Annotated in this window: 19 protein-coding genes; 4 read left to right on the top strand and 15 right to left on the bottom strand. The window is 72.5% G+C overall.

Going from position 1 to position 22,551, the window contains the following annotated elements; genetic code table 11:
- Positions 1-836 precede the first annotated feature (836 nt).
- Together PYR72_RS38835 and PYR72_RS38830 are read right to left on the bottom strand one after the other, a co-directional pair.
- Positions 837-1,037, bottom strand: coding sequence for a hypothetical protein (locus PYR72_RS38835; protein WP_013004972.1), 201 nt, complete (start codon positions 1,035-1,037; stop codon positions 837-839).
- Positions 1,038-1,289: 252 nt separating this feature from the next.
- On the bottom strand, positions 1,290-1,529 hold the full coding sequence (locus tag PYR72_RS38830; RefSeq protein ID WP_013004971.1) for a hypothetical protein: 240 nt from the start codon (positions 1,527-1,529) through the stop codon (positions 1,290-1,292).
- A gap of 196 nt (positions 1,530-1,725) precedes the next feature.
- On the opposite strand from PYR72_RS38830, the gene PYR72_RS38825 reads away from it, so the two are divergent.
- A complete protein-coding gene (locus PYR72_RS38825) occupies positions 1,726-3,042 on the top strand; it encodes a serine/threonine-protein kinase (RefSeq protein WP_275460635.1) in 1,317 nt (438 codons plus the stop codon).
- A gap of 65 nt (positions 3,043-3,107) precedes the next feature.
- Here the strand turns inward: PYR72_RS38825 and PYR72_RS38820 are convergent, their stop codons facing one another.
- The 8 genes from PYR72_RS38820 to PYR72_RS38785 form a co-directional block, all read right to left on the bottom strand.
- Positions 3,108-3,926, bottom strand: a complete 819-nt coding sequence (locus PYR72_RS38820; RefSeq protein ID WP_275459639.1) for an RNA methyltransferase — start codon at positions 3,924-3,926, stop codon at positions 3,108-3,110.
- Between the two features lie 107 nt (positions 3,927-4,033).
- Positions 4,034-5,266 carry a uroporphyrinogen-III C-methyltransferase gene (cobA, locus tag PYR72_RS38815; protein ID WP_275459638.1) on the bottom strand — a complete coding sequence of 411 codons (1,233 nt, stop codon included), beginning with the start codon at positions 5,264-5,266 and terminating at the stop codon, positions 4,034-4,036.
- A 192-nt stretch (positions 5,267-5,458) separates the two neighbouring features.
- Positions 5,459-9,853, bottom strand: coding sequence for a nicotinate-nucleotide--dimethylbenzimidazole phosphoribosyltransferase (gene cobT, locus PYR72_RS38810; protein ID WP_275459637.1), 4,395 nt, complete (start codon positions 9,851-9,853; stop codon positions 5,459-5,461).
- Between the two features lie 347 nt (positions 9,854-10,200).
- On the bottom strand, positions 10,201-11,412 hold the full coding sequence (gene cbiE / locus PYR72_RS38805; RefSeq protein WP_275459636.1) for a precorrin-6y C5,15-methyltransferase (decarboxylating) subunit CbiE: 1,212 nt from the start codon (positions 11,410-11,412) through the stop codon (positions 10,201-10,203).
- Between the two features lie 127 nt (positions 11,413-11,539).
- A complete protein-coding gene (locus PYR72_RS38800) occupies positions 11,540-12,178 on the bottom strand; it encodes a GNAT family N-acetyltransferase (RefSeq protein ID WP_275459635.1) in 639 nt (212 codons plus the stop codon).
- A gap of 191 nt (positions 12,179-12,369) precedes the next feature.
- Positions 12,370-13,203, bottom strand: a complete 834-nt coding sequence (locus PYR72_RS38795) for a MetQ/NlpA family ABC transporter substrate-binding protein (RefSeq protein WP_275459634.1) — start codon at positions 13,201-13,203, stop codon at positions 12,370-12,372.
- Positions 13,204-13,287: 84 nt separating this feature from the next.
- Positions 13,288-14,019, bottom strand: a complete 732-nt coding sequence (locus PYR72_RS38790; protein ID WP_275459633.1) for a methionine ABC transporter permease — start codon at positions 14,017-14,019, stop codon at positions 13,288-13,290.
- Complete coding sequence (locus PYR72_RS38785; RefSeq protein WP_275459632.1) at positions 14,016-15,062, bottom strand: ATP-binding cassette domain-containing protein; 1,047 nt, start codon at positions 15,060-15,062, stop codon at positions 14,016-14,018. Before PYR72_RS38785 ends, PYR72_RS38790 begins: the two co-directional genes overlap by 4 nt.
- Positions 15,063-15,473: 411 nt before the next feature.
- On the opposite strand from PYR72_RS38785, the gene PYR72_RS38780 reads away from it, so the two are divergent.
- Together PYR72_RS38780 and PYR72_RS38775 are read left to right on the top strand one after the other, a co-directional pair.
- The gene (locus tag PYR72_RS38780; RefSeq protein WP_013004961.1) at positions 15,474-15,833 is read left to right on the top strand and encodes a hypothetical protein; all 360 of its coding nucleotides are present in this window, start codon (positions 15,474-15,476) and stop codon (positions 15,831-15,833) included.
- Between the two features lies 1 nt (position 15,834).
- Complete coding sequence (locus tag PYR72_RS38775) at positions 15,835-16,272, top strand: hypothetical protein (protein ID WP_275459631.1); 438 nt, start codon at positions 15,835-15,837, stop codon at positions 16,270-16,272.
- A gap of 66 nt (positions 16,273-16,338) precedes the next feature.
- On the opposite strand, the gene PYR72_RS38770 is transcribed toward PYR72_RS38775, so the two are convergent.
- From PYR72_RS38770 to PYR72_RS38760, 3 genes are all read right to left on the bottom strand, one after another.
- The gene (locus tag PYR72_RS38770) at positions 16,339-16,836 is read right to left on the bottom strand and encodes a GNAT family N-acetyltransferase (RefSeq protein WP_037725642.1); all 498 of its coding nucleotides are present in this window, start codon (positions 16,834-16,836) and stop codon (positions 16,339-16,341) included.
- Positions 16,837-16,881: 45 nt separating this feature from the next.
- On the bottom strand, positions 16,882-17,388 hold the full coding sequence (locus tag PYR72_RS38765; RefSeq protein WP_275459630.1) for a sigma-70 family RNA polymerase sigma factor: 507 nt from the start codon (positions 17,386-17,388) through the stop codon (positions 16,882-16,884).
- 107 nt (positions 17,389-17,495) lie between these two features.
- The gene (locus PYR72_RS38760) at positions 17,496-18,686 is read right to left on the bottom strand and encodes a glycerophosphodiester phosphodiesterase (RefSeq protein ID WP_275459629.1); all 1,191 of its coding nucleotides are present in this window, start codon (positions 18,684-18,686) and stop codon (positions 17,496-17,498) included.
- Between the two features lie 331 nt (positions 18,687-19,017).
- On the opposite strand from PYR72_RS38760, the gene PYR72_RS38755 reads away from it, so the two are divergent.
- Complete coding sequence (locus PYR72_RS38755; RefSeq protein ID WP_037725637.1) at positions 19,018-19,692, top strand: lysophospholipid acyltransferase family protein; 675 nt, start codon at positions 19,018-19,020, stop codon at positions 19,690-19,692.
- A 707-nt stretch (positions 19,693-20,399) separates the two neighbouring features.
- Here PYR72_RS38755 and PYR72_RS38750 read toward each other — a convergent pair.
- The gene (locus PYR72_RS38750; RefSeq protein ID WP_275459628.1) at positions 20,400-21,923 is read right to left on the bottom strand and encodes an MFS transporter; all 1,524 of its coding nucleotides are present in this window, start codon (positions 21,921-21,923) and stop codon (positions 20,400-20,402) included.
- On the bottom strand, positions 21,920-22,486 hold the full coding sequence (locus tag PYR72_RS38745) for a TetR/AcrR family transcriptional regulator (protein WP_275459627.1): 567 nt from the start codon (positions 22,484-22,486) through the stop codon (positions 21,920-21,922). The genes PYR72_RS38750 and PYR72_RS38745 overlap by 4 nt, the downstream gene beginning before the upstream one ends.
- Positions 22,487-22,551 lie beyond the last annotated feature (65 nt).

Below are 22,551 nucleotides of genomic sequence, written 5' to 3'. Positions count from 1 at the left end.
GCGGGGTGGGGCTGCTCGGTCGGCTTGGCCCGGCCCGGCCGGCTCGGTTTGGCGCGGTCGGCTTGGCTCGGCTCGGACTGCTGGGTCGGATCAGCTCGGCCGGCTTGGTCCGGCCCGTCTGGCTCGGTTCGGCCCGGCCCGGCTGGCTGGCTGGCTGGCTGGTTTGGCTCGATCGGCCCGGCTGGCTCGGCCGGATTGGCGGCCCGGCCTGCTTGGTCGGATCGGCCCGGCCCGGCCCGGCTCGGCCGACTCGGATCGGCTCGGCCGACTCGGATCGACTTGGCCGACTCGGCTTGGCTCGGCCGACTCAGCTTGGCTTGGCCGACTCGGCTTGGCTTGGCCGACTCGGATCGGCTTGCCCGACTCGGATCGGCTTGCCCGACTCGGATCGGCTCGGCCGACTCGGATCGGCTTGGCCGACTCGGCTTGGCTCGGTCGGCTCGGTTTGGCTCGGTCGGCTCGGCTCGGTCGGCCCGGATCGGCTCGGCCGACTCGGATCGGCTCGGTTTGGCCCGGCCCGGCTTGGCTCGGTCGGCTTGGCTCGGATCGATTCCGGTCGAGGTTTCGGCGGCGGGCCGGCAGTGCAGTCGTCCTCACCCTGCCGTCGCGAGACCGTCCCCATCGCGCGGTCGGCAGACCTGCCCGCGTCCAAGGCCGGGTGCGGCCGCCGCGCGGGGCCGTACCGGGCCGGCAGGGGGAAGCAGCGGGAAAGACAACGCCCGCGCAGCTCCCCAGCTGCGCGGGCGTCTTTTGCCGTCCGCCGCACCCCCGTCCCCACGGGGTTTCATGGATGGATGTCCCCGCCCGGACCGCTCTTCCGGGCCTGGGGTCGCCGCTCAGCGCCCCAGCATCACACCCACGGACGACGCCTGTGTGACCACTGCTTCCCAGCCGCCGAAGGCGTACACGAGCAGGGCCGCCAGAGGGAGGACCATCGCGGTCGCCACCAAGGGGTGGCGACGGCCCGGACGGCGGTCGGCGGTGAACATCCTGCGCTCCCGTGTGCGGATCGCGGTCCGCGGTGCCGTGTGGGCCATGGTCCCTCCTCTGACCTTCTCGTCGGTGTTGCGTCGTTGGCAGCGGCGGGTGTCTGACCTCGGGGGACGAGTGCTGCACCCGCCGCTTGACCTCAAATCTAGGCGCGTGGGCGAACCCGGTCGTCATGCCCTCGTACCGATTGCCGGGCCTCCCGGAGGATGAGCGGGGACCTCCGGTGTACTCCCCAGGGTGGAGACGAGGTCCTACGTCTCGGGGTCTTCCCGGAGGGGGTGTCCGGTCTGCCCCGTCTGTCACCCGTCCCGTTCCGCGGCGTCCTCGCGGGGCACCGGCTGCTCGACCAGCGCGAGGACCCGGTTCGCCATGAACCTGGCCGTGCGCACCACGGAGCCGTTCCGGGTGACTTCGCTCACTTCCACCACTCCTCGTCGTACCGCCGTCTCCACCCGGCGGCCCGCCCTGCTCGCGATCACCTCGTACGTGCGCGTCGTGTCACCGGCGTCCACGACTATCTCCACTCGGTCACCCTTCACGGGTTCAATCCCCCTTCTGCGGTGGCTGGTTGGGATCAAGGTGCGCCCAACACCGCCCCGAACTCCTGTTCCCTGACCACTCTTCAAGTTTCTCACCCGGCACTGACAATCCATCGGGTCGCGAGGGCGCGGCCTCTGCGCACGCCCGGCCGTGGAAACGTAAGCTGTGGCTCGTCAGACGGAACGGGCAGCGGGGATGAACATGGCGATGATGCGCCTGAGGCGCGAGGACCCGCGCGTCGTCGGCTCGTTCAGGATTCACAGACGGCTCGGCGCCGGGGGAATGGGCGTCGTCTACCTGGGCTCCGACCGGCGTGGACAGCGTGTCGCGCTCAAGGTCATCCGGCCGGACCTGGCGGAGGACCAGGAGTTCCGGTCGCGGTTCGCGCGCGAGGTGTCGGCGGCGCGGCGGATCAGGGGCGGGTGCACCGCCCGGCTGGTGGCCGCGGATCTGGACGCGGAACGGCCGTGGTTCGCCACACAGTACGTGCCGGGGCCCTCGCTGCACGACAAGGTCGCCGAGGAGGGACCCATGTCGGCCGCCGACGTGGCCGCCGTCGGCGCCGCCCTCTCCGAGGGACTCGTGGCCGTGCACGAGGCCGGTGTCGTCCACCGGGACCTCAAGCCGTCGAACATCCTGCTGTCCCCGAAGGGGCCGCGGATCATCGACTTCGGTATCGCGTGGGCGACCGGGGCCTCGACCCTGACCCATGTCGGTACGGCCGTGGGCTCACCCGGCTTCCTGGCGCCCGAACAGGTGCGCGGGGCAGCCGTCACGCCGGCCACGGACGTGTTCTCGCTCGGCGCCACGCTCGCCTACGCGGCGACCTCCGACTCGCCCTTCGGACACGGCAGTTCGGAGGTCATGCTCTACCGGGTGGTGCACGAGGAGGCGCAGCTGCGCGGGGTGCCGGACGCACTCGCCCCCCTCGTCCGCGCCTGTCTGGCGAAGGACCCGGAGGAACGGCCGAGCACGCTGCAACTGTCGCTGCGGCTCAAGGAGATCGCCGCCCGTGAGGCGCAGGGCCTGTCCGATCTGCGGCCGCCCGCGCCCCGTACCGATCCGGATCGGGCCTCGGGTCGGCTCGCGGAGCAGTACGTCGAACAGCGGACGCTGCGGCAGCCGCCGGACACCCGCCGGTCGCAGCCGGGGGCTCCGTCACCGCGGACCGGGGGCGGTTCCCGGACGGGCGGCGGGGCCGGTGGCGCGCGTACCGGTGGTGGGTCGCGGCCCGGTCCGCGGCCCGCGCCGTCACGCGGCACGACCGGGTCCGGCAGGCGTCCCGCGCCCCGCAACGGTGCGGGACGGCCGGGGCCGCGGACCAACGGGACCGGGCGGCGGCCCGCCAATCCGCGGTTGCTGCGGCAGCGTCTTTTCGTGTTCGTCGTCGTGACGTTGCTGGCCGCGCTGGGGATCGCCACGGCGCAGGGGTGCCAGGGGCCCTCGCGGGGGCTCGGCTTCGACGGGGGCCTCCGGTACGAGCGGCCCTTCCCGGAACCGCAGCACGACTGAGCGTCGTCGCCGGGTGGCGGCCGCCCCGTGACCGGGGACGCCGGCCGCCCCGCGCGTCCGCCGGTTCAGGTACGCGGACGGCCCGTCGCCACCGCGTAGAAGGCCACGGCCGCCGCCGCGCCCACGTTGAGGGAGTCGACTCCGTGGGCCATGGGGATGCGGACCCATTCGTCGGCGGACATCAGGGCCTTGGTGGAGAGGCCGTCCCCTTCGGCGCCCAGCATGAGGGCGACCCGGTCCATGCGGTGCGGGGCGGTCTCGTCGAGGGACTTCGCCTTCTCGTCCGGAGTGAGGGCGAGCAGGGCGAAACCGGCGTCGCGGACCGCGTCGAGCCCCTTCGGCCAGGTGTCCAGACGGGCGTAGGGCACCGAGAAGACCGCGCCCATGGAGACCTTGACGCTGCGTCGGTAGAGCGGGTCGGCGCAGTCCGGCGAGAGCAGGACCGCGTCCATGCCGAGGGCGGCGGCCGAGCGGAAGATCGCGCCGATGTTGGTGTGGTCGTTGACCGACTCCATGATGACGACCCGGCGGGCGGAGCCCAGGAGTTGGTCGGCCGTCGGCAGGGGTTTGCGCTGCATGGAGGCGAGCGCGCCCCGGTGCACGTGGTAGCCGGTGACCTGTTCGGCGAGTTCGGGGCTGACCGCGTAGACGGGCGCCGGGAGTTCGTCGATGACGTCGCGCATGACGTCGACCCACTTCGCGGAGAGCAGCATCGAGCGCATCTCGTAGCCGGCTTCCTTGGCCCGTCTGATGACCTTCTCGCCCTCGGCGATGAAGAGGCCCTCGGCGGGTTCGCGCCGGCGGCGCAGCTCCACGTCGGTCAGGCCGGTGTAGTCGCGCAGGCGCGGGTCGTCGGGGTCGTCAACGGTGATGAGATCGGCCACAGGGTGATACTGCCTTGTCCTGGGTGTGGTGCCAACGGCTGGGGACGGGTCGGGTTACCGGTGGTTACGGTTCCGCTCCCGCACGGTCCGGGGTCGTCGCCCGGGTGTCACGCGTTCGTCCCGGGCCCCACCTTCACGACCTCGCCGATCACGATGACGGCGGGCGGCTTGACTCCCTGCGTACGCACCGTCTCGGCGACCGTGGCGAGCGTGGCGTCCACCCGGCGCTGCGCGGCCGTGGTTCCCTCCTGGACCAGGGCGACCGGGGTGTCGGGGGACTTGCCGTGCGCCACCAGGGTCTCGGCGATCCGGCCGATCTTGTCGACGCCCATCAGGATCACGAGGGTGCCGGTCAGCCGGGCGAGGGCGGGCCAGTCGACGAGCGAGCGCTCGTCGTCGGGGGCCACATGGCCGCTGACCACGGTGAACTCATGGGCGACGCCCCGGTGGGTGACCGGGATGCCGGCGGCGCTCGGCACGGAGATCGAGCTGGAGATGCCGGGCACGACCGTGCACGGAATGCCGGCCTCGGCGAGCGCGTGCAGTTCCTCCATGCCGCGGCCGAAGACGTACGGGTCGCCGCCCTTGAGGCGCACGACCGACTTGCCCTGCTTGGCGTGCTCGATCAGCGCGTTGTTGATGGCCTCCTGGGCCATGAAACGGCCGTACGGGATCTTCGCCGCGTCAATCACCTGGACGTGCGGCGGGAGTTCGGCGAGGAGGTCGCGGGGGCCGAGACGGTCGGCGATGACGACGTCGGCCTCGGCGAGGAGACGGCGGCCGCGCACGGTGATCAGGTCCGGGTCGCCGGGGCCGCCACCCACCAGGGAGACACCGGGGGTGCGGGTGCGGTGGTGGGGGGCCACGAGCGTGCCGTCCCGCAGGCCCTCGACGACCGCGTCGCGGATCGCGGCGGTGTGGCGGGGGTCGCGCTCCTGGGCGTTGGCCGTGAGCACGGCTACCGTGACGCCCTCGCTGTGGCCGGTCGCCGGGGTCCAGGCGGTGGCCTCCTCCGCGCTGTCGGAGCGGACGCACCAGATGCGGTGGCGTTCCGCCTCGGCGGACGCGCGCGCGTTCGCCACCGGGTCGCCGGTCGCGACCAGGACGTACCAGGCCTCGGCGAGGTCGCCCTCCGCGTACCGGCGCCTCTCCCAGGTCAGCTCGCCCGCGTCCGCCATCGCCTCGACGGAGGGGGTGGCGCTCGGGGACACCAGGACGACGTCGGCGCCGGCCGCGATGAGGGCGGGCAGGCGGCGTTGGGCGACCTGACCGCCGCCGATGACGACCACTCGGCGGCCGGTGAGGCGGAGGCCTACGGGGTAGGCGGGGTGTTCGGCCATGAGGGTGCGGCTCCTCGGGCTGGCGGCGTGCGAGGCGGGCCACTGCGGCTTTGGAGTAGGCCCTGACGTGCGGATTCTAAGGGGCGGACGGGGAGCGCGGCTCAGCAGGTTCACCGGCCGGACCGCGGAACCGGGTGCGGGCCGGTGGGCGCGAGCGCCCTCCGGGTCCGTGGCGCACCCGGCGCCCGCCGCCTACTTCTCGGTCACCCCCGCCGAGTCGAACGTCGCCACCTCGTGCATCGCCCTGGCCGCGCTCTGGACGACCGGGAGGGCGAGGAGGGCGCCGGTGCCCTCGCCGAGGCGGAGGTCGAGGTCGACCAGGGGCCGCAGGCCCAGCTTCTGCAGAGCGGCCACATGGCCCGGCTCGGCACTGCGGTGGCCCGCGATGCAGGCGGCGAGGACCTCGGGGGCGATGGCCCGGGCCACCAATGCGGCGGCACCGGCGCTGACGCCGTCGAGGATCACCGGCGTCCGCAGGGAGGCGCCGCCGAGGAGCAGGCCGACGATGGCGGCGTGCTCGAAGCCGCCGATGGCCGCGAGGACGCCGATGGGGTCGGCGGGGTCGGGCTGGTGCAGCTCGATGGCCCGTCGGACGACCTCGGTCTTGCGGGCGAGGGTCTCGTCGTTGATGCCGGTGCCCCGGCCGGTGACCTCGGCGGGGTCCGCGCCGGTGAACACGGCGATCAGGGCGGCGGACGCCGTGGTGTTGGCGATGCCCATCTCGCCCGTGAGCAGCGCCTTGTTGCCGGCCGCGACCAGGTCGCGGGCGGTCTCGATGCCCACCTCGATGGCCTGCTTGGCCTCCTCGCGGGTCATCGCGGGGCCGGTGGTCATGTCGGACGTACCGGCGCGGACCTTGCGCGGCAGCAGCCCCGGCGTGGCCGGGAGGTCGCTGGCCACGCCCACGTCCACCACGCACACCTCGGCACCCACCTGGGCGGCGAAGGCGTTGCAGACCGCTCCCCCGCCGAGGAAGTTGGCGACCATCTGGGCCGTCACCTCCTGGGGCCAGGGGGTGACGCCCTGGGCATGGACGCCGTGGTCGCCCGCGAAGATCGCGACGGCCGCGGGCTCCGGGATGGGCGGCGGGCACTGCCGGGACAGGCCCGACAGCTGCGCGGAGATGATCTCCAGCATGCCGAGGGCGCCCGCCGGCTTGGTCATGCGCTTCTGGCGCTCCCACGCCTCGCCGAGCGCCTTGGCGTCGAGCGGGCGGATGCCGGCGACGGTCTCGGCCAGCAGGTCGTGCGGCTCGGCGCCGGGCAGCGCGCGGCGGCCGTACGTCTCCTCGTGGACGACCCAGGAGAGCGGGCGCCGCTTGGCCCAGCCCGCCTGCATCAGCTCGGGCTCCGCCGGGAACTCGTCGACGTAGCCGACGCACAGGTACGCCACGACCTCCAGGTGCTCCGGGAGGCCGAGCGCGCGGACCATCTCGCGCTCGTCGAAGAAGCTGACCCAGCCGACGCCGAGCCCCTCGGCGCGGGCCGCGAGCCAGAGGTTCTCGACCGCGAGCGCGGAGGAGTAGGGCGCCATCTGCGGCTGGGTGTGGCGGCCCAGGGTGTGGCGGCCGCCGCGGGTCGGGTCGGCGGTGACGACGATGTTCACCGGGGTGTCGAGGATCGCCTCGATCTTCAGTTCCTTGAACTGCTTCGCCCGGCCCTTCGGCAGCGACTTCGCGTACGCCTCGCGCTGGCGCTGGGCGAGTTCGTGCATCGCGCGGCGCGTCTCGGCCGACCGGATGACGACGAAGTCCCAGGGCTGCGAGTGGCCGACGGAGGGCGCCGTGTGGGCGGCCTCCAGCACGCGGAGCAGGACGTCGTGCGGGATGGGGTCGCTGCGGAAGCCGTTGCGGATGTCGCGGCGCTCGCGCATGACCTTGAGGACGGCCTCGCGTTCGGCGTCGTCGTACGGCGGCGCGGCGGGGCCCGTGGGCTGCCGTGCCTCGTCCTCCTGCACCTCGGGCACGGGAACGTCTTCGGGCGTCTCGTCCACCGGGTCCGTGCTCTCCTCCGCTGCCGCTTCCCCTGCTTCGGCCTCGTGCGCCGCTTCGCCGTCCTCCTGGTCGGCGGCCCGGGTGGCCAGGTCCTCGGCGTTCTGGACGAGGGCGGGTTCCGCGTCCGCGCCGGTCGCCGCGACCGACTCCGGTACGACGATCGTCTCGGCCTCGGAGTCCCGAGGAGTGGGGACCACGGGCCCGTCCGCCGCTTCCGTCTGCCCCTCGGCGGGCGGGAACCCGGTGGCGGCGGGCACCGACGGCGGAGTCGAGGCCGCCTGGGAGGCGGCGGTCGGCAGGGAGCCGAGGAGGGGTACGAACGGTTCCGGCGGACGCACGGCACCGGGCTCGGGTGCGGACTCCGGGGCCGCTCCGGCGAGCGGTGTGTCCGGCTCGGCCGGGGGCCGGACCACCGCGCCCTGGGGGGCGGCGATCCCGGTGGCCAGGAGGTGCGGCGCCTCGGCCGGGGAGGGCTCGGCGGTCGCGGCGGCGTCCACGGTCACGGGGGCGGCGGTTCCGGGGTCCACGGTCGACGGGTCGGCCGGTGCTTCGGCGGTCGTCTCGTCGGTGGGCCCGGGCTGCCCCTGGGACTCCGCGTCGGCGGGCTGCGCGTCGGCTGCCTGTACCTCGGTGACCTCGGGCTCGACGGCGGCTTCGGCGGGGTCCGGCGTCGGTACGGGCTCCGGCTGCCGAGCGGCGCTGTCGGACGCGGACGTGGCGGTCTCCTCGGCTGCGGTTTGCTCGGCTGCGGTTTGCTCGGCCTCGACCTGGCCCCCGTCCACCTTCCCGGCCTGCTCCTCTTCCTTTTCCCTGTCCGCTGCCTCGTCCGCCACCGCTTCGACGGCCCCGATGGCCTCCGGGTCCGGCGCGGCGGCCTCGGCCGTCGGCTGCGCGGGCTCCAGCGGCTGGGCTTCCGCGGCCTCGGGCACGGCCTCCGCCTGGGGTTCCGGCGTCGGGACCTGCTCCGCCTCGGCCTCCGGGGGCAGGGGTTGCTCCGCGACCGGGGTCGACGTCTCCTGCTCGGACTCCTGCGCGGGGGCGGGGGTGCTCTCCTCGTCCGGTGCGGCGGGGGCCACCAGCTCGTCGCTCTCGTCGGTCCCGTCGGCCAGCGCCTGCTGCTCGGGCAGGGCGGGGTCGGCCTGCGGCTGCGCCTCGGCCTCGTCGGGCACGGCCGGAGCGGACACGTCGACGGGGTCCGGGGTCTCCGCCTCGGGCTCTTGAGCGACCTGCGAGGCGTCCTGGGCCTCGGCGACGATCCCGGCCGGTACCGGCTCCGGGTCCCCGGCGGCGGGGTCGACGGGCTCGGGCTCCTCGGAGACCGGCACATCAGGTGCCTGCGCCTCGGGTGCCTGTGCCTCGGGTGCCGTCTCCACGGGCTCGGGGCCCTGCTGGGCCGCCTGGGGGGCTTCGACGGCCGGCTCGGCCTCGGGCACGGAGGGCTCCGCGGCGGCCTCGGGGGCCGCTTGCTGCTCCTCGGTCGGCGCCTCGGCCGTCGCCGGCGCCTGCTCCTCGGCCACGACCGGCACGTCCCCGGCCTCCGGGGCGTGCGCCTGCGGCTCGACCGCCTCGGCGACCACGGCCGCCTGCTCGACGACCGGCGCCCCGACCGCCTCCGGCGCCTGCTCCTCGACCACGACCGGCGTTTCTTCGGCCTCCGCCGGGTGCGGCTGCGGCTCGACCGCCTCGGCGACCACGGCCGCCTGCTCGACGACCGGCGCCCCGACGGGCTCGGGCACCTGCGCCTCGACGGCGACCGGCGCTTCACCGGCGTCCGCGGCATCCGGCTCCGGGGCATCCGGCTGCGCCGCGTTCGGCTCCGGCGCGGCCGTCTGCGGCTCGGCCTCCTCCGGGGTCTGGAACTGCGCCGCGACCGGCGTCCCCACGGCCTCCGGGTTCCGGAACTGGGCGGCCGCGGCCTCCTGCGCCAGGGCGTAGGCGGCGTCCTGGGCCTGGTGGAGAGCCTCGGCGTCCTGGATGTCCTCCGCGGCGTCCTCGGCCGGCGTCGTCTCGGCCACGGCGACGGAGAGCTGTGCCTCCTGCGGAACGACCGTTTCTGCCGCCGCTCCCCCGGGAGCCACCGCGGGAGTGGCCTGCGCGGGGGCGCCGACCCACTGCGACACGGGCTGCTGGGGCGCGTCGAGGTACTCGGGGCCGGGGTGGCGTACGGCGCTCGGCGGCACGGGGGCGCCGGCCGGGCCACGGTCGGCGAGGGAGCGGACCGGGCTGGCGGAGGCGTCGGGGGTCGGCGGACCGAGGTGCAGCGGGCGGCGGGCCACCGGCGGCTGCGGGACGGGGGTCGCGACGGGGGTGCGGACGGCGCTCAGGTCGTGCGAGCCGCTGTCGCGGCCGGACATCTCGTGCGGACCCGGCTCATGGACGGCGGGCTCGTGGACGACCTGGACGACGGGCTCGGGGGCGGGCGGGGGCATCTCGTTGCCCCACGCGCCCTGGGCGCCCGGCAGCAGGAGGTCTTCGTCCTCGGCGGCGGTCTCGGAGAGGTAGGTGTACGCACCCGGCGCGGGGACGCCCGGCTGCTCCACCATGCCTGCGCTCTCCGGCAGTCCCTCGCCCGGGACCTGGCCGGTGTCGGTCATGCGTACCCCTCGCCCATCGGTTAGTGCCTCCATGCCAGCTGGCCCGGGAACGGCGCACCTACCGCCCCACTGTGGAGAACGAGCGTGCGTGCCCAGCGGCACGTGACGACCCGGCTGCATGTCGACAAAGCCATTGAAGGGCCATTGTCCCGGTCGTCCCCCCGTCGCGACAGCTTGATCCGCGACGGTCCGCTGTGGACTGCGCCACGTTGCGCGTCCTCCCCGTTTCGCCGTACCACACACGCCCTCAAAACGGGCGTGCTTTTAGGACATTGACCGACGAAAGGCCGGATGTCGCAGTGCGGTACAACAGTCGGCCAGCCTACCGCGCCGGTACGACAACCGGATCACACGGAACGTTCGGGCAGAGTCCCGCTGAGCAGGAACGCGACGCTGCGCTCCCGTTCCGTCCAGGCCCTGGTATCGAGTTCCACGGACTGGACGAAGTCGCAGCGGACCTCGTACCCGTGCTCGGTCAGGTCCCGTCCGACGCGCTCGGCGGCGGGCCGGGTCAGGGCGTGGGTGACGATGCGCCGGGGGCGGCGGTCGGCGACGGCCGAGACCACCCGGGCTCCCCCGCCGCCGACGCGTACGACATCGGGTTCGGGCAGGTTCTCCAGGACGTGCGGGGCGGCTCCGTGCACCACTTGGAGCTGCACGCCGAAGCGGCGGGCGGCGAGGGTGGTCCGGCCGCAGGCCTCGGGGTCCTGGTCCACGGCGATCACGGCGGCGCCGCAGCGGGCGGCCTCGGTGGCGAAGGCGCCGCTGCCGGAGCCGATGTCCCACACGAGGTCGCCCACCCGGGGGCCCAGGCAGGCGAGTTGGGAGGAGCGCAGCAGTTCGGCCTCGCCCTCGCCCAGGGCACCGCCGTAGACGGCGGAGGGCAGGGCCCAGCCGCGCGGTCCGGCGGCGGGGTCGCGCCCGGCGAGCCAGCCGCCGCTGCCGGCCGCGCCCGCGGGGCCGCCGATGACGATGACGAGGTTGGGGTCGCGCCAGGTGCGGTCCACGGCCTTGTCGGAGCTGAGGACGGTGACCCGCTCGCGGTCCGTGCCGAGTTCCTCGCAGACCACGAAGGTGCGGTGGACTCCGTCGAGGAGCAGGCCGAGTTCGGCGGGTCCGGCGCCGGGCGAGGTGAGGACGGCGACCTTGGTGTGGGCGCGGCAGACGTTCACCGCGCGGCGCAGCGTACGGCGGTGGGCGACGACGACCTCCGCGTCGTCCCAGGGCATGCCCGCGCGGGCGAAGGCGGCGGCGACCGAGGAGACGCCGGGGACGACCTCGACCTCCAGGCCGAACTCGGGGGACCGCAGGGTGCGGACGACACCGAAGTACCCCGGGTCGCCGTCGGCGAGGACGACCGCCGTGCCCCGGTGGCCGGCGATGCGGCGGGCGGCGAGGGCGACGCTGCCTAGGCGGATGCGTTCGGCGCGCGGGGGTACCTCGGGCAGGGCGAGATGGTGGGCCGCGCCGGCCACCAGCGTGGCGGCGGCGAGGGCGGAGCGTGCCGCGGCGGTCAGGGGGGAGCCGTCCCAGCCGATCACCGTGACCCGGTCGGCCATCTTCGTCAGTCTCCAGAGGGTCTTCGCAGGTCGTCGGGAATGCCCGCACGGGGTCCGTCGAGACTACCCGGTGGCCCGGTGGGCTCCGGCGGCCGGGTTCACGGCCCCCGCGACGGCCGCCGGGGGTTCAGTTCCAGTCCGAGTAGGCCCCGTAACCGCCGCTGTCGGCCAGTTCCTCGCTGACGCCCTCGATGTCCTCCGGGAGGAGGCTCCAGACGATGAAGTCCGTGCGGACCTCGGTCCAGCCGTCCTCGGCGGTGCGGGTGCGCGCTATGCAGGCGTTGCGCAGCACGCCCTCGCTGATACAGCCGATCTTCTGCGCGACCTGCTGGGAGGCGGTGTTGTCGGCGGCCGTGCGCAGCTCGATGCGTTCGAACTTCTGCTCGCGGAACAACCATTGGGCGGTGGCGAGGGCCGCCTCGGAGGCGTAGCCCTCGCCGCGCGCCCAGGGGGCGACGACGTACGAGAGTTCCGTCGCTCGTACGTGCCAGTCGGTCTTGGTCAGCCGGATGACGCCGACCAGGCGCTGGGTGAGGAACTCGGTGACCGCGAGGTCCAGGCCGCGTCCCGACGTGCGTTCGGTGGGCGCGTACATGGTGATCCAGGTACGCGCCTCGCGTTCGGTGAAGGGCTGGGGGACATCGGTCCAGGCCATCACCTGCTCGTCGTTCATCATCTCGGTGAAGGCCGGGATGTCGTCCTCGTCGAACGGGCGCAGAACCAACCGATCCGTGTTGATGGAGATGTCGGGAAAGGTGCTCATCATGCGCCGCTCCGTAACCTTCGAAAACTTTGAGAGCCTGCCGAACTGCCCAGCATGCAGCATGAAAGCACTGAATCGCACCAGGGGGCCGACTCCCCGTGAGGGAGCGGCCCCGATGCGTGGCGATACGCCGTATACGTGCCGTCGGCACGGAAGGGCGGGAGCGGGAAGGACGCGCGCGGGAAGGGCCCGAGTCAGAAGGACGGGATGACCGAGCCGTTGCTCCACTTGTCCTCGATGAACTTCCTTACCTCGTCGGAGGTGAGGAGCTTGGCGAGCTTCTTCACGCGCGGGTCGTCCTCGTTACCCTCCTTGACGGCGAGGAAGTTGCCGTTGGGGTTGTCCTTGGCGGGCTCGACGGCGAGGGCGTCGTCGGCGGGCGAGAGGTCGGCTTCGAGGGCGTAGTTACCGTTGATCACCGCGGCGTCGACGTCGTCGAGGGAGCGCGGGGTCTGGGCCGCCTCCAGCTCCTTGAACTTCAGCTTCTTCGGGTTCGCGGTGATGTCGGCGGGGGTCGCGTCGGTGCCGACACCGTCCTTGAGCGTGATGATCCCGGCGGAGTCGAGGAGCTTGAGGGCACGCGCCTCGTTGACCGTGTCGTTGGGTACGGCGACGGTCGCGCCGGTCTTGAGGTCGTCCTTGCTCTTGACCTTGTTCGAGTAGAGGCCGAGGGGCTCCAGGTGCACGGTGACGACGGGCACGATGTGGGTGCCCTGCTTCTTGTTGAAGTCGTCGAGGTAGGGCTGGTTCTGGAAGTAGTTGGCGTCCACGGAGCCGTCCTCGGTCGCCGTGTTCGGCAGGACGTAGTCGGTGAACTCCTTGACCTCCAGGTCGAGGCCCGCCTTCTCCGCCAGGTTGTCCTTGACGAAGTTCAGGATCTCGGCGTGCGGAGTGGGGCTGGCGGCGACGACCAGCGGGCCGCTGGTGTCGGACGCGCCGTCGGTCTTGTCCGCGCCGCAGGCGGTGAGCCCGAGGGTGAGGGCCCCGGCGGCGAGTACGGCGGTGGTGAACTTGGCGGTGTTACGCACGAAAAGTGCCTTTCCTTTTGGGTGGAGCGGTCCCGTCTTGGGTGGGACGGGAAGTTTTTTGGTTGTGGGGGGCCGGAGCGCGGGCTATGCCTCGGTGGCGTCCGGGGTGGCGGCCCTGACCTTCAGCAGCCGGAGCCGGGGTGCGGCGCCGGAGCGGCCGCCGCGCCGGTGCAGCGCCCGGGCCGCGTAGTCGCCGGCGAACTGGATGACGGAGATGACGACCGCGAGGACCACCACGGTGATCCACATCAGTTCGGTCTCGAAGCGCTGGTAGCCGTACCGGATGGCGATGTCGCCGAGGCCGCCGGCGCCGACGGTGCCGGCCATGGCGGAGTAGCCGATGAGGGCGACGACGGTCGTGGTGGCGGACGAGATCAGCGAGGGCAGGGACTCCGGGACGAGCACCCGGCGGACGATGGTCCAGGTGGTGCCGCCCATGGCCTGTACGGCCTCCACGAGCCCGTGGTCCACTTCGCGGACGGCCGTCTCGACCAGGCGCGCGAAGAACGGGATCGCGCCGATGGCGAGCGGCACGATGGCCGCCTCACGGCCGATGGTCGAGCCGGTGACCCAGCGGGTGAAACCCATCAGCGCGACCATCAGGATGATGAAGGGCATCGAGCGGGCCACGTTCACGACCTGCCCGATGACCTTGTTGGCGACGACGTTGCGCAGCAGCCCGTCCCGGTCCGTGAGGACGAGCAGGATGCCGAGCGGCAGGCCGCCGACGACCGCGATGAGCGTGGACCAGCCGACCATGTAGAGGGTGTCCCCACACGCCTGCTCCAGCAGCAGCCGCATCTCCGACCAGGTCACTTGGCACCTTCCTTCACCAGGACGGACTCCTGGCCCACGACGTCGATCTGGAGGCCCTGTTCACGCAGGAAGCCGATCGGCACCACGTTGTCCTCGTAGCGGCCGGGCAGTTCGATGCGCATCCGGCCGACCTGGAGGCCGCCGACGGTGTCGATGGCGGCGCCGAGGATCGAGATGTCGATGTTGTAGGTGCGTGACAGCCGGGAGACGACGGGCTGGGTGGCCGCCTCGCCCTGGAAGGTGACGTCGACGACGGTGCGGTCCTCGCCGGTGGCGTCGCCGGTCACCGGGAAGAGGGCGGTGGCCAGTTCGGAACCGGGGGTCGCGAGGAGTTCGCTCACCGTGCCGGACTCGACGATGCGCCCGTTCTCCATCAGCGCGGCCGAGTCGCAGACCGACTTCACGACGTCCATCTCGTGGGTGATCAGCAGGACGGTCAGGCCCAGCTCGCGGTTGAGGTCGCGCAGCAGGGTCAGGATCGAGCGGGTGGTCTCCGGGTCGAGGGCGCTGGTGGCCTCGTCGGACAGGAGCACCTCGGGGTCGCCGGCGAGGGCGCGGGCGATGCCGACACGCTGCTTCTGACCGCCGGAGAGCTGGGCCGGGTAGGACGTCGCCCGGTCGGCGAGCCCGACGAGGTCGAGGAGTTCGAGGGCCTTGCGGGAGCGCTCCTTGCCGGACCTGCCGAGGATCTCCAGGGGCAGCTCGACGTTGTCCTGGACCGTGCGGGTGGACAGCAGGTTGAAGTGCTGGAAGACCATGCCGATACGGCTGCGCGCCCGCCGCAGCTCCTTGCCGGCACGGGGGCCGCGCCCGGCGAGGGCGGTGAGGTCCCGCCCGGCGACGGTGACGGTGCCGGCGGTGGGGCGCTCCAACAGGTTGACGCAGCGGATGAGGGAGGACTTGCCGGCGCCGGACTGGCCGACGACGCCGTACACCTCGCCCTCGCGGACGTGGAGGTCGACGCCGTCGAGGGCGGTGACCTCACGGCCGCGCGAGCGGTAGACCTTGGTCAGGCCTGATGTCGTGATCACTGGGGTTTCCATCGCTGTCGAGTACGCGGGGCAGGGGTGTGCCCGGGTACGGGAGGGAAGGCGTGCGCGGGCACAGGGGTCACGTACGGCGTTCAGCGACGCGTACGGACGTGCCGGGGGGTGGGGGCCTCTAGCAGGCGCACATTCGACACATACAACGAGCACCGGGCGTCATCGTCGCCTCGGTCGCAAGGGTGCGGCAGCTCGTCGTGGTCATGAGATCAGTAAAACAGATGCATGCGGCAGGTGAGAGCGGAGCGTCCGCGATATGGACAGCATGAAGGGGAATACCCGCTGGTGGGATGGAGTGCCGTCCACTCTGTGAGCATCCGTCGCTGTGGCCAAGGCCACGCCGCATGCCCGGCGGGCTTCCCGGGGCGGGGCCGGACGCGGCGGGGTTTTGCGCCGTAATAGGGTCGCGGCATGCTTGTTCCCCTGACGGTGACGACCGCCGTCGCCGCGCTTCTGCTCGCCGCCTGGTGCGGCTGGGCCGCGTATCGCGATCAGCCGACCAAGGACTGGCACTTCATCGGCATGGCCGTGGTGTCGGTGCTCGCCCTGGTACAACTGGTCGTCGGGATCGTGCAGTTGGCGCGCGGGGAGAAGCCGGAGCAGGGAACCACGATCTTCGTCTCCTATCTGCTCGGAGCATTCGCCTGTGTCCCGGTCACCGGGTTCATGTCGTTGGCGGAGCGCACCCGCTGGGGCAGCGTGACCGTCGCGGCCGGCGGTGTGGTGCTCGCCGTGCTGCAGGTGCGGCTCTACGACATCTGGGGAGGCTGACGTGAGCGCGACGAACGAGGTGCGGCAGGAGACGAAGCGGACGCGGCTGATCAGCGGACCGGGGATGCTGCTGGTCTGGCTGTACGGGGTGATGGTCGTCGGGGCCGTGTCGCGGTCCGCCGTGCAGATCTCCACCGAGTTCGCGCACGCGCCGCTCGCGTACACGCTGTCGGCGGTGGCCGGTGTGGTCTACGGGTTCATCACGTACTCGCTGGTGCGGGGCGGGGAGTTCGCCCGGCGGGCGGCGCGGGTGTGCTGTGCGGTGGAACTGGCGGGCGTGCTGATCGTGGGGACGTGGACGCTGGTGGAGCCGTCGGCGTTCCCGGACAAGACGGTCTGGTCGGACTACGGGATCGGATACCTGTTCATCCCCGTGATCCTCCCGGTCACGGCGATGTACTGGCTGCGCAGGAGCGCGCGCCGGGAGGCGGCCGCCTGAGATCCGTCAGGCGGCCGGGGAACCCTCGCGGCCGGCACCCTGCCTCCGCCCCGTCCGGGGCCGCCGTCATGCTGTGGTCGCGTACGCCTCCGCGGGCTTCTCCAGCACCACCATCGGCACCCCGTCCCGGCCCTGGCTGGTCCCCACGGTCTCGTAGCCCACCCGGCGGTAGAGCCGCAGGTTGCCCTCGCTGCGGTGGCCCGCGCTGAGGCGGAACCTGGTGGCGCCGCGCTCCCCGGCGAGGGCCGACTCGGCGGCGCGCAGCAGGCGCGCGCCGATGCCGTGGCCCTGGAGGCGGGGGTGGACGCAGAGCTTGCCGATGGCCGCGGTGCCGTCGGCGTCGAGGGCGCCGCGCACGGAGCCGACCACTTCGTCACCGAGCCTGGCCACGAACACGCAGTCCGAGGCGACCTCCTCGCGGACGGAGTCGAGGCTCTGGACGAGCGGGTCGATGCGGTAGTTGCCGTACAGGGCCGCCTCGCCCTGGAAGCACAGGTACTGCAGCCTGAAGATCTGCTCGGCGTCCTGCTCGGTCGCCACCGCGATGGTCACGCTCATGCCCATGTGTGCACGCCTCCCGCTCACCTGCTCACCCGATGTCCTTCACTCCTATCCCCGTGGTTCGTGTGCCGCAACCTCCACGGCCAGCAATCGTCGAAGACATCCCAGACATCTGGAGCGTTCCGGGCCCAGGCTGCCCTGTGAGATACCCAACTCGCCCGCGATCTCGCGATAGGTGAGGTCGTTCGGGGACAGCAGGGCCGCGAGCAGCCGGGGGCAGCGCCCGGGGAGCCGGCGTACGGCCGCGTACAGCGCGCGGCGGCGGGCCGCGGTCAGGGCCTGCTGCTCGGGGCCGGGCGCGTGCTCGTCGGCGGGCTCGGCGGTGTAGGGCAGTTCGCGCCGGGCCGTGCGGCGGCTGAGGCGCGCCTCGAAGCGCACGGCGCCGCGCAGCCAGCCCTCCGGGTCGGCGGGCGGGCCGTCGGCGTCGAGCCGTTCCAGCAGGCGCAGCCAGACCGCCTGTTCCAGGTCCCCCGCCTCGGCGCCGGCCGCGTGGGCCTCGGCCGACGCCTCCGCGGCCAGCAGGGGGCGGAGGACTGTCAGCAGGTCGTGTGTCATATGCCCCGGGACGCCACCGCCCCGGCAGGGGTTGCCGGGGCGGACGGGAGTCACCCCAATCGGGGGCGAGGGCTCATGTGTTGACGGCCGGGATTCCCCCGGTCGGCTCAGTCGCCCACGAAGTCCGCGTGGGCCAGCAGGCCGGTGTCGGGGTTGTCGGTGAAGATGCCGTCGATGCCGGTGTCGAAGTACACCTTGAACGCGCCGAAGGCGTCGCCGTAGGCGTTGGCGTCCGTGCCCCTGCGGAAGTTCGCGGGCAGGAAGGAGTTCTCGTTGCGCATGGTGTACGGGTGCAGGATGAGGCCCTTGGCGTGCGCGTCCGCGACGAGGGTGGTGGGGGTCGTCAGGTTGCCGCCCGAGTCGCGCGGAATGACCAGGTCGAGCGTCGGACCGATACCGTTGGCGAAGGAGGCGATCCAGCCGAGACCGGCCGGCTTGACCAGGTCGGCGACCGTGCGCGGGTCACCGGCCTCGACGAAGTCCCAGGGGCGGGTGGCGGCGCCGGAGAGCAGGACGACCAGGGGGCTGTCCACCAGGCCGTTCAGGCGCTGGATGCTGCTCGGTTCGAACGACTGCAGGAAGACCGGCGAGTTCTTCTTGTGCCGGTCGTACGTACGCAGCAGCTTGGCGAGCGGCTCCTCCAGGCCGAGGCCCAGCTTGCGGAAGTAGGTGGGGTGCTTGGTCTCCACGTGCAGCCAGACCCGCTCGCCCCGCTTCCTGCCCTCCTTCTCGGCCCAGCGCAGCACCTCCTCGAAGGTGGGGATCTCCCAGCGGCCGTCGTAGAGGGTGTTCTTCTGGCGGTTGCCCGGGATGCGCTCCTTGGCGCGCAGGGTCTTCAGCTCGGCGAGGGTGAAGTCCTCGGTGAACCAGCCGGTGTACGTGACGCCGTCGACGACCTTCGTGGCCTTGCGGTCGGCGAACTCGGGGTGCGTCGCCACGTCGGTGGTGGCGGTGATGTCGTTCTCGTGACGGCACACGAGGTGGCCGTCCTTGGTGGGCACGAGGTCCTGCTCGATGACGTGCGCGCCCAGGTCGAGGGCGAGCTGGTACGAGCCGAGCGTGTGTTCCGGGCGGTAGCCGCTGGCGCCGCGGTGCCCGATGATCGTCGGCACGGGCAGTCTGCGGTACCCGCCGCCCGATTTCGCGCCCGACCCGGCCTCGGCGGCCGTGGCCGTGGCCGGCAGTCCGAGGACCGCTCCGCCCGCGCCCAGCATCGCGGCGCCGAGCAGCGCCCGTCGGCCCGCTCCGCGTCCCTGCTCGTTCGAGTCCTGCGACTGCCGCGACTCCTGCGTCCCCATGAACGGCTCCTCCACCGTGATGCCCTGCACCTGTCAAAGCTGGACGATCGTAGGTGTCCGGAGGTGACCGTCGGGAGACCTGGGACCGAACACACGGAAGACGCCTCGTGTCGCACGAGTGGCGCAATTTGACGGGTCGTCCGTTCGGTGGCGCGACGTCCGTCACATGTTTCGGGTTCGTGACACGCCGCCACGTCGGCGTCACCGCAGGTAAAACAGCGTCAACACTTGGTATCCACTCGGTGAACCCGGTGTGCGCCGCCCCCGGAGCCGGGAGTATCGTCCTCACCTGCACATACTTGTACCGGAACGCTTGACATGGGAGGGCCCGTTGTCCCGCTTCGTGCTCATCAAGGCAGTGCTCGGACCGATCATGCGCCTGATGTTCCGCCCCCGGGTGGAGGGCGCCGAGCACATTCCGGGAGACGGTCCGGTGATCCTCGCCGGCAACCACCTGACCTTCATCGACTCGATGATCCTGCCGCTGGTCTGCGACCGGCAGGTCGTGTTCATCGGCAAGGACGAGTACGTCACCGGCAAGGGGATCAAGGGCCGGCTGATGGCCTGGTTCTTCACCGGCGTCGGCATGATCCCCGTCGACCGCGACGGCGGCCGGGGCGGTGTCGCGGCGCTGATGACCGGACGGCGGGTGCTGGACGAGGGCCGGATGTTCGGCATCTACCCCGAGGGGACGCGGTCGCCCGACGGCCGTCTGTACCGGGGGCGCACGGGCATCGCCCGGCTGACGCTGATGACCGGGGCGCCGGTCGTGCCCTTCGCGATGATCGGGACGGACAAGATCCAGCCGGGCGGTGCGGGGCTGCCCCGGCCGCACCGGGTGACGGTGCGGTTCGGTGAGGCGATGGAGTTCTCCCGGTACGAGGGGATGGACCGGGACCGGTATGTGCTGCGGGCCGTGACCGACTCGGTGATGGCCGAGGTGATGCGGTTGTCGGGGCAGGAGTATGTGGATATGTACGCGTCCAAGGCCAAGGAAGCGGCGTAGCTCCGCTGGTTGGGCGGGTGGGTGCGTGGGGGTGGGCGTTCGTTGTCGGGTGCGGGGTGGTGGGGGTTCTCGCGCCGTTCCTCGCGCCCCTGAGGGGGTGCCTGTTCGATATCGAGTGACCGGTCGTGGGGGGATTTCGCGCCGTTCCCCGCGCCCCTGAGAGGGTGCCCGTTCGATGTCGAGTGACCGGTCGTGGGGGGGGATCTCGCGCCGTTCCCCGCGCCCCTGAGAGGGTGCCCGTTCAATGTCGAGTGACCGGTCGTGGGGGGGGGATCTCGCGCCGTTCCCCGCGCCCCTGAGAGGGTGCCCGTTCAATGTCGAGTGACCGGTCGTGGGGGGGGATCTCGCGCCGTTCCCCGCGCCCCTGAGAGGGTGCCCGTTCAATGTCGAGTGACCGGTCGTGGGGGGTTTTCGCGCCGTTCCCCGCGCCCCTGAGAGGGTGCCCGTTCGATGTCGAGTGACCGGTCGTGGGGGGTTTTCGCGCAGTTCCCCGCGCCCCTGAGAGGGTGCCCGTTCGATGTCGAGTGACCGGTCGTGGGGGGTTTTCGCGCAGTTCCCCGCGCCCCTGAGAGGGTGCCCGTTCGATGTCGGGTGACCGGTTCTGGGGGGTTTTCGCGCAGTTCCCCGCGCCCCTGAGAGGGTGCCCGTTCGATGTCGGGTGACCGGTTCTGGGGGCCGCGCCCCTGGAGGGGCGCGGGGGGGGCGGGTCAGGTGGGGTTTGGTAGGTGTTGGGGGCGTAGGAGGAGCCAGGCTGTGGCTGCTGTGGCCAGGAGTACTGTCGCTCCTGCGGCTGCGGCCAGGGTCAGGCCGTGCACGAAGGCTTCCTGGGCCGCGGTGAGCATGTGCTGGGCCGTGTGCGGGGGCATGGTCGCCGCCGCCTCCACCGCTCCGCCCAGGGACTCGTGGGCCTCGGCCGGCGTGCCCGCCGGGGCCGTGAAGCCGCGGTAGACGCCCGTCACGATCGAGCCCAGGACCGCGATGCCGAGAGCGGCACCCAGTTCGTACGCCGTCTCAGAGACGGCCGAGGCCGCGCCCGCCTGCTCCTTGGGGACGCTGGAGAGGATGACGTCGGCGGTGACGGTGAAGGAGAGCCCCGCGCCGATGCCGACGATCAGCAGGGCCGCGCCGATCAGGGGGTAGCCGGTGGTGCGGTCGACCAGCGTGAGCAGGGCGAGGGCGACGCCGATGGCCGCCAGACCGCCCGCGACCACGGAACGGACCGAGAAGCGGCGGGCGGCGGCTCCGGCGACCAGGCCCGCGGCCACCGCGCCGACGGCCGCCGGCAGTTCCGCGAGCCCCGCCTCCAGCGGGCCCCGCCCCTGCACGAGTTGCAGGAACTGCGAGAGGAAGAAGACCAGGCCGGACAGGCCGAGGATGGTCAGCAGGTCGGCGAGGACCGCACCGGAGAAGCCCCGGTTGCGGAACAGGCGCATGTCCAGCAGCGGATGCGGCAGCGTCAGCTGACGACGGACGAAGAAGAACAGTCCGGCGAGGCCCAACACGCCCGCGGCGAGCGCGTTGCCGCCCACACCGTGGGAGGCGGTCTCCTTCACGGCGTACACGACACCGATCATGCCGACCAGCGACAGGCCGACGCTGAGCATGTCCCAGGGGCCCGGGCTCGGATGGCGCGACTCGGGGAGCAGCTTGATGCCGACGAGCACGAGGACGGCCATCACCGGCAGGTTGATCAGGAAGACCGAACCCCACCAGAAGTGCTCCAGCAGGAACCCGCCGACGACGGGACCGACCGCCGTGCCGGCGGAGGCCGTGGCGCCCCAGATGCCGATGGCGAGGCTGCGCTCGCGCGGGTCGTGGAAGAGGTTGCGGATCAGGGCGAGGGTGGCGGGCATCAGGGTGGCGCCCGCGACACCGAGCAGGGCCCGCGCGACGATCATCGTCTCGGGCGAGGTCGCGTAGGCGTTGAGCACGGATATCGCGCCGAACGCCGTGGCCCCGACGAGCAGCAGCTTCTTGCGGCCGATGCGGTCGCCGAGGCTGCCCGCCGACACGAGCAGGCCCGCGATGACGAACGAGTAGACGTCACCGATCCACAGGAGCTGGTTGCCCGACGGCTGCAGATCCTCACTGATGTAGGGGGTCGCGAGACCGAGGACGGTCGCGTCGACGGCCACCAGCAGCACGGCGAGCACGAGGACGGAGAGTGCGAGCCAGCGGCCCGGCCTCTTCTCCGCCTCCGTCGCGCCGGCCGGCCGCAGGGTGCTGGTCATGATTCCTCTCTCGGTTGTACGGGATGACGCAGAGCGCCGCCGAGCAGCAGCTCGGCGATCATGTGGGTGAAGTCCTTGGCGGCCACACGGCCGTCCGCGACCGCCCAGGCACCGGAGGCCAGCAGGCCGTAGAGCGCCTCGGTGAGCCAGGCCGGGGTGAGGTCGATACGGAACTCGCCGGCCGCCTGGCCGCGGGCGAAGAGGGCCGCGATGCGGTCGTCGATCCGGGACCAGCCCTCGTGCTGCCCCTCCCCCTCGAACAGCTGCGCCTCGCTGTAGAGGAAGGCGAGGAGCCCGGCGGCCGGTTCGATCTCCCGCACGAGCCGTCGTACGGCCTCGCGCGCGGAGCCCTCGGCGGGACGGGCCGCGTCCAGGGCGGCCTCGCACTCCGCGATGCCGAGCGCCTCCAGCGCCCGTACGAGCGCGTCGCGCCCCGCGAAGTGGCGGTGCAGCGTGGCCCGGCTGATCCCGGCGGCCTTCGCGACCTCGTCCATCGTCGCGGTGGACTTGCGGGTCAGCAGGGCGGCTGCGCTGCGCAGCACGTGTTCACGATCGACGGCCATGAGACAACCATAACCCATGTGAGACATTCTTGTCTCAGTGCGGGCATGGATGTCTCATGACCGTG

The organism is Streptomyces sp. VNUA24, assembly GCF_029167005.1.
In the GTDB taxonomy this organism is placed as follows: domain Bacteria; phylum Actinomycetota; class Actinomycetes; order Streptomycetales; family Streptomycetaceae; genus Streptomyces; species Streptomyces scabiei.
The sequence above is the reverse complement of the archived record's forward strand: the minus strand, read 5'-3'. Positions and strand labels throughout refer to the sequence as shown.